At 74.9% G+C, this 6,245-nt stretch carries 7 protein-coding genes; all 7 read left to right on the top strand.

The features are described 5' to 3' along the window. The first annotated feature begins 48 nt into the window (after positions 1-48). A complete protein-coding gene (gene hisS, locus CKO13_RS09915; protein WP_200260298.1) occupies positions 49-1,317 on the top strand; it encodes a histidine--tRNA ligase in 1,269 nt (422 codons plus the stop codon). Between the two features lie 33 nt (positions 1,318-1,350). After that, complete coding sequence (locus CKO13_RS09910) at positions 1,351-1,983, top strand: YfgM family protein (protein ID WP_200260295.1); 633 nt, start codon at positions 1,351-1,353, stop codon at positions 1,981-1,983. Between the two features lie 3 nt (positions 1,984-1,986). Continuing rightward, positions 1,987-3,126, top strand: coding sequence for an outer membrane protein assembly factor BamB (gene bamB / locus CKO13_RS09905; protein ID WP_200260292.1), 1,140 nt, complete (start codon positions 1,987-1,989; stop codon positions 3,124-3,126). Between the two features lie 79 nt (positions 3,127-3,205). Continuing rightward, the gene (gene adk, locus CKO13_RS09900) at positions 3,206-3,865 is read left to right on the top strand and encodes an adenylate kinase (protein WP_200260289.1); all 660 of its coding nucleotides are present in this window, start codon (positions 3,206-3,208) and stop codon (positions 3,863-3,865) included. A gap of 46 nt (positions 3,866-3,911) precedes the next feature. Continuing rightward, a complete protein-coding gene (locus CKO13_RS09895) occupies positions 3,912-5,312 on the top strand; it encodes an NfeD family protein (RefSeq protein WP_200260285.1) in 1,401 nt (466 codons plus the stop codon). Further along, positions 5,305-5,910 carry a pyridoxamine 5'-phosphate oxidase gene (gene pdxH / locus CKO13_RS09890; RefSeq protein WP_200260281.1) on the top strand — a complete coding sequence of 202 codons (606 nt, stop codon included), beginning with the start codon at positions 5,305-5,307 and terminating at the stop codon, positions 5,908-5,910. Before CKO13_RS09895 ends, pdxH begins: the two co-directional genes overlap by 8 nt. Before the next feature lie 60 nt (positions 5,911-5,970). Next, positions 5,971-6,156, top strand: coding sequence for an H-NS histone family protein (locus CKO13_RS09885; protein WP_200260279.1), 186 nt, complete (start codon positions 5,971-5,973; stop codon positions 6,154-6,156). Positions 6,157-6,245: the final 89 nt, after the last annotated feature.

Raw genomic sequence — 6,245 nt, 5'->3', positions numbered from 1 at the left:
CGGCCGGGTGGCGCGCCTGGAGCTTTCTTCGGAATCGGAGTAGGGCAGTTGGCGAGCAAGGGGATTCAGAGCGTTCGCGGCTTCTGCGACGTCCTGCCGGAGCAGAGCCCGCTGTGGCAGCACGCCGAGGCGGTCATCCGCGACGTGCTCGAGGGCTACGGCTACCGCGAGATCCGCCTGCCGGTGCTCGAGCGCACGGAGCTCTTCCGCCGCTCCATCGGCGAGGTGACGGACATCGTCGAGAAGGAGATGTACACCTTCGAGGACCGCAACGGCGAGAGCGTGACGCTGCGCCCGGAGGGGACGGCGGGCTGCGTGCGCGCCGGCATCGAGTCGGGGATGCTCCACCAGGGCGAGCCGCGGCTGTGGTACATGGGGCCGATGTTCCGCCACGAGCGCCCGCAGAAGGGGCGGCTGCGCCAGTTCCACCAGGTCGGCGCCGAGGTCTTCGGGGTCGCCGCCGCCGAGCTCGATGCCGAGATGATCCTCATGACGGCGCGCATGCTCCGCGCCCTGGGGCTGGACGACGTCCGCCTGCAGCTCAACTCCCTGGGCACCCCGGAGGCCCGGGCGGCGTACCGGGAGCGGCTCACCGCCTACCTGCGCCGCCACGAGGACCGGCTCGACGACGACAGCCGGCGCCGGCTCGAGACCAATCCGCTGCGCATCTTCGACAGCAAGGACCCCGGCGTCCAGGCGGTCATGGCCGATGCGCCGCGGCTGCTCGACGCCCTCGATGAGGCCTCCGCCGAGCACTTCGAGACCGTCCGGGCTCTGCTCGACCGGGCCGGCGTGGCGTACGAGGTCAACCCGGCCCTGGTCCGGGGGCTCGACTACTACACCCGGACCGTCTTCGAGTGGGTCAGCGACCGGCTCGGGGCGCAGGGCACGGTCTGCGCCGGCGGCCGCTTCGACGGCCTGGTCGAGCAGCTCGGCGGCCGCCCGACCCCGGCCATCGGCTTCGCCCTCGGGCTCGAGCGGCTCGTGGCGCTGCTCGAGGACTCGGGGGCGGCGGGCCGCGGCGGACCGCCCCACGCCTACCTGGTGGTGGCGACCGGCAGCGGCGAGGGCCTGGCGCTCGCCGAGCGGCTGCGCGACGCCCTGCCGGGGCTGCGCCTGCAATGCCACACCGGCCCCGGCAGCTTCAAGGCGCAGCTCAAGCGCGCCGACCGCTGCGGCGCCCGCTTCGCCCTGATCCTCGGCGACGAGGAGCTGGCCGAGGACTGCATCACCGTCAAGGACCTGCGCGGCGAGGCGGGGCAGCGGCGGCTGGGCCTCGACGAGCTCGTGGCGGAGTGGGCCGACTGGATCGACTGAACGCAACGGCGCCGACGGGCGCGAGGGGGAGTCATGGATCAGAGCGATGAGGAGCAGCTCGAGCGGCTCAAGGCGTGGTGGCGGCGCAACGGCCCGGCGCTCCTGCTCGGGGCCGCCGTCGCGGCGGCGGGCCTGGCGGCGTGGTGGGGCTACCAGACCTGGCAGGAGCGTACGCAGCAGCGCGCCGCCGGGGCCTACGCCGACTACCTCGAGCAGGAGCGCCAGGACGCCGGGCTCGAGGCCCTCGAGGAGGCCGGGCAGCGCCTGCTCGACGCCCACGCCGGCAGCGGCTACGCGGCACTGACGGCGCTGCGCCTGGCCCGCGAGCAGGCGGCGGCCGGGGCGTACGGCGAGGCGGCGCAGACCCTCGGCTGGCTCGTGGAGCACGCCGGCGACCGACCCATGGCGGAGCTCGCCCGCCTGCGCCAGGCGCGGGCGCTGGCCCAGGAGGATCCCGAGCGCGCCCTGGCGGCGCTCGACGGCGGCGAGGTCTCCGAGGGCTTCCGGGCCGTCTACGCGGAGCTGCGCGGGGATCTGCTCAGCGAGCTCGACCGCCCCGAGGAGGCCGCCGAGGCGTACCGCACGGCGCTGGACGCTGGCGGGCTAGCCCCCCAGTCGCGGGAGCTCGTGCGCACCAAGCTCCAAGCCATCAGCCCCGAGGCCTGAGCCTTGGCGGGCTGGCGCGCGATCTCCGCTATCGCCCTCGCGGCCGTCGCCGCCGCGGCCTGCTCCCTGCAGGAGCCGCTGCCGCAGCCGCGCCCGGCGGGCGAGGACGCCCTGACCGTCCGGCTCGAGGCGAGCAGCTGGCCCCTCGGCCACCTCGAGTCGCCGGCCTTCGACCTGGCGCCCGTCTACGCCGACGGCCGGCTCTACCTCGCCGATGCCCGCGGCCACGTCCGCGCGCTCAGCGCCGAGGACCGGGAGCCGATCTGGCAGCGCCGCCTGGCGCGCCCCCTCTCCGCCGGGCCCGCCGTGGCCGGGGAGCGGCTGATCGTCGCCGACCGGGAGGGGCGGGTCTACGCCCTCGACCGGGCCTCGGGCGAGCGGCGCTGGCAGGCGAGCGTCTCCAGCGAGGTGCTGGCGCAGCCGCGCTACACGCGGGGGGTCGTCGTGGTGCGCAGCGCCGACGGCCGGGTCTTCGGCCTCGACGCCGAGACCGGGGAGCGGCAGTGGCTCTTCGACCGCACCATCCCGGCGCTGACCCTGCGGCGCAACAGCGCCCCGGCCGTCGCCGGCAGCAGCGTCGTCGTCGGCCTGCAGAGCGGCCGGCTGGTGGCGCTCGACGCCCGGGACGGCAGCGTGCGCTGGGAGTACACCGTCACCGAGCCGAGCGGCCGCACCGAGCTCGAGCGCATGGCCGATATCGCCGCGGACCCGGTGATCGACCGCGGCGCCGCCTACGCCGTCACCTACCAGGGGGCCATCGCCGCCGTGCGGATGGCCACCGGGCGCGAGCTCTGGCGGCGGGCGGTCTCGAGCCACCGCGGGCTGGCCAGCCACGGCGCGGAGGTCTACCTGGCCGCCGACGACGGCCGGGTCTGGGCCTTCGACCGCCGCAACGGCGCCACCGCCTGGCGCCAGGACCGGCTCGAGGGGCTGACCCTGACCGAGCCGGTGGTCGCCGGCGACTACCTGGTCCTCGGCGACGAGGCGGGCTACGTCAACTGGCTGCGCCTGCGCGACGGCAAGCTCGTGGCCCGGACGCAGGTCTCCTCGGCGCCGGTGCAGCACCCGCCGCTGGCGACCCCCGAGGGGGTGGTCTACGTCCTGGACATCCGGGGGCGCCTGACGGCCCTGCGGCCCCGCTGAGCGCTCATTGCAGGCGCCCAGGGCCGGTGATAGGCTTCGCGCCGATTGGCGCCCGTAAAGCGATCTATGAGGTGAATCAATGCGGCTGATCTTGCTAGGCCCGCCCGGCGCCGGGAAGGGCACCCAGGCCGGCTACATCTGCGAGGCCCTCGGCATCCCCCAGATCTCGACGGGGGACATGCTCCGCGCCGCGGTCAAGGCGGGGACCCCCCTCGGCCAGCAGGCCAAGCAGGTCATGGACGAGGGGGGGCTCGTCCCCGACGACGTCATCCTCGGCCTGATCCAGGAGCGCATCGGCGAGCCCGACTGCGCCAACGGCTTCCTCTTCGACGGCTTCCCGCGGACCATCGCCCAGGCCGACGGCCTGAACGAGCAGGGGATCGGCATCGACGCCGTCGTCGAGATCCAGGTCCCCGACGAGGCGATCGTCGAGCGCATGTCCGGCCGGCGGGTCCATCCGGGCTCCGGGCGGGTCTACCACGTCGTCCACAACCCGCCCCAGCAGGCGGGCAAGGACGACGTCACCGGCGAGGAGCTGGTCCAGCGCGACGACGACCGGGAGGAGACGGTCCGCCACCGCCTGTCGGTCTACCACGAGCAGACCCGCCCCCTGGTCGACTATTATTCCCGGTGGGCGGAGCGCGGCGGTGACGGCGCCCCCCGCTACATCACCGTCGACGGCCAGCGGCCCGTCGAGATGGTCCGCGACGAGATCCTCGCCGCGCTGCAGGGCAACTGACCCGCGGCGGCGGGGGGCACTCCGCCGCTGCAAGGTCTAGGTTGCCATGCTGATCCGACGCCTGATCGCCGCCGTCCTGCTCTACGCCCTCGCCGCGCTCCCCCTGGGCGGGCAGGAGCGGGCCGGGACGGCGGCGCTCCTCGAGGTCGAGGGGGCCATCGGGCCGGCCACCACGGACTACATCACCCGCGGGCTCGAGCAGGCCCGCGAGCAGGGGGCGGCGCTCGTCATCCTGCGCATGGATACCCCCGGCGGGCTGAGCAGCGCCATGCGCGATATCATCCGCGAGATCCTCGCCTCGCCGGTCCCCGTGGCCACCTACGTGGCCCCGAGCGGGGCGCGCGCGGCGAGCGCCGGGACCTACATCCTCTACGCCTCCCACGTCGCGGCCATGGCGCCGGCGACCAACCTCGGCGCGGCGACGCCGGTCCAGGTCGGCGGCGGGGGCGGGATCTTCCCCGGCGGGGACGGCCAGGAGGAGCCCGCCGAGGGCGAGGGCGGCCAGGGCGAGGGCGAAGGCGACGGCGGCGAGCCGGCGGGGGAGCCGTCCCCGAGCCGGCCGGCCAGCGCCACGGAGCGCAAGGCCGTCGAGGACGCCGTCGCCTACATCCAGGGGCTGGCGCGGATGCGCGGGCGCAACGCCGAGTGGGCCGAGCGCGCGGTGCGCGAGTCGATCAGCGCCTCGGCGGCCGAGGCGGTCCGGCTCAATATCGCCGACTTCATCGCCGTGAGCGTCGACGAGCTGCTCGAGAAGGCCGACGGGCGCACGGTGGCCCTGGAGCGGGGGGAGCGCACCCTCCGCACGGCCGGGCTGCCCGTCGAGCGCATCGAGCCGGACTGGCGCAACCGCCTCCTGGCGGTGCTGACCAATCCGAACGTCGCCTATATCCTGATGCTCGTCGGCATCTACGGGATCATCTTCGAGCTGGCGAACCCGGGGGCGCTGGTGCCCGGGGTCATCGGCGGGATCAGCCTGCTCCTGGCGCTCTACGCCTTCCAGGCCCTGCCCATCGCCTACGCCGGCCTGGGGCTGATCGGCCTGGGGATCGCCTTCATGATCGCCGAGGCCTTCGCGCCGAGCTTCGGCGTCCTGGGCCTCGGCGGCGCCGTGGCCTTCGTCCTCGGCTCGGTGATGCTCTTCGACACCGAGGCGCCGGGCTTCGAGCTCTCCCTGGCGCTGGTCGCCGGCTTTACGGCCGCCAGCCTGCTCGTGTTCACCGGCGTGGCGATGATGGCCGCCCGGGCCTGGCGCCGGCCCCGCCTCGGCGGCGCCGACGAGCTCATCGGCGCCGAGGCGTACGCCGAGGAGGCCTTCAGCGGCCACGGCCACGTGCACTACGCCGGCGAGCGCTGGAACGCCGTGGCCGAGCGGCCTATCCGCAGCGGCCAGCGGGTGCGGATCACCAGCAAAGAGGGGCTGACGCTGAGGGTCGAGCCGGATGAGTGACAGCGGCGGCGAGTCGGATCGCTGCTACCAGGAGGCCGTCGGGCGGGTCCGGGCGGCCCTGGAGCGGGCGCGCGCGGCGGCGGTGGCGGAGCCCACGGCGGCCACCCTGGCGACGGTGGGCCACGACGGCTGGCCGGCGGCGCGCACGGTGCTGCTCAAGGGCCTCGACGCCAGCGGGGCGGTCTTCTACACCAACCGGTGCAGCCGCAAGGGGCAGCACCTCGCCGAGAACCCGCGGGCGTCGCTGTGCCTGTTCTGGGCGCCGCTGGGCGAGCAGGTCGAGCTCCGCGGGGTGACGGTGGCGGTCAGCGCCGCCGAGGCGGACGCCTACTGGGCGCAGCGGCCCCGGCTGAGCCAGCTCGGCGCCTGGGCCTCGCAGCAGTCGCAGCCGCTCGGCAGCCGCGAGGAGCTCGAGGAGCGCGTCGCCCGGCTCGAGCGCCAGTACCCCGGCGAGATCCCGCGGCCGCCCCACTGGTCCGGCTACCGCCTCGTCCCCTCGAGCATCGAGCTGTGGAGCGCCGGCGACGGCCGCCTCCACGAGCGTGAGCGCTACGAGCTGCGCCCCGAGGGCTGGACCTGGCTGCGGCTCAACCCGTGACGGCCCGCTGCGCCGTCCCCGTGCAACCCCCATGACCGACGATGAGGGATCGTAACCTCGATGGATGACCTGTCGAAGTACTCGGTGGAGCAGCTCCGCGAGCTGCGCGGCGAGGTCGAGCAAGCGATCGAGCACCGCCGGAGCTCCCACATCCAGCAGGCCCAGCGGGAGCTCAAGGCCATCGCCGAGCGCTACGGCTTCACCCTCAACGAGCTCCTCCAGGGGCTGCGCTCCGAGGGCCCCTAGGCGCGGCGGGGGCCGGCCCGCTAGTGCGGCTGCCGGTCCGTCGCCTCGGTGAGGGTGCGCAGGCGCTCGGAGATCTCGAGGGGGTAGGC

Origin of the sequence: Halorhodospira neutriphila, from assembly GCF_016584055.1 — a bacterium.
Classification (GTDB): domain Bacteria; phylum Pseudomonadota; class Gammaproteobacteria; order Nitrococcales; family Halorhodospiraceae; genus Halorhodospira; species Halorhodospira neutriphila.
Note: the sequence above shows the minus strand (reverse complement) of the source record. Positions and strands in the feature narration are given on the sequence as shown.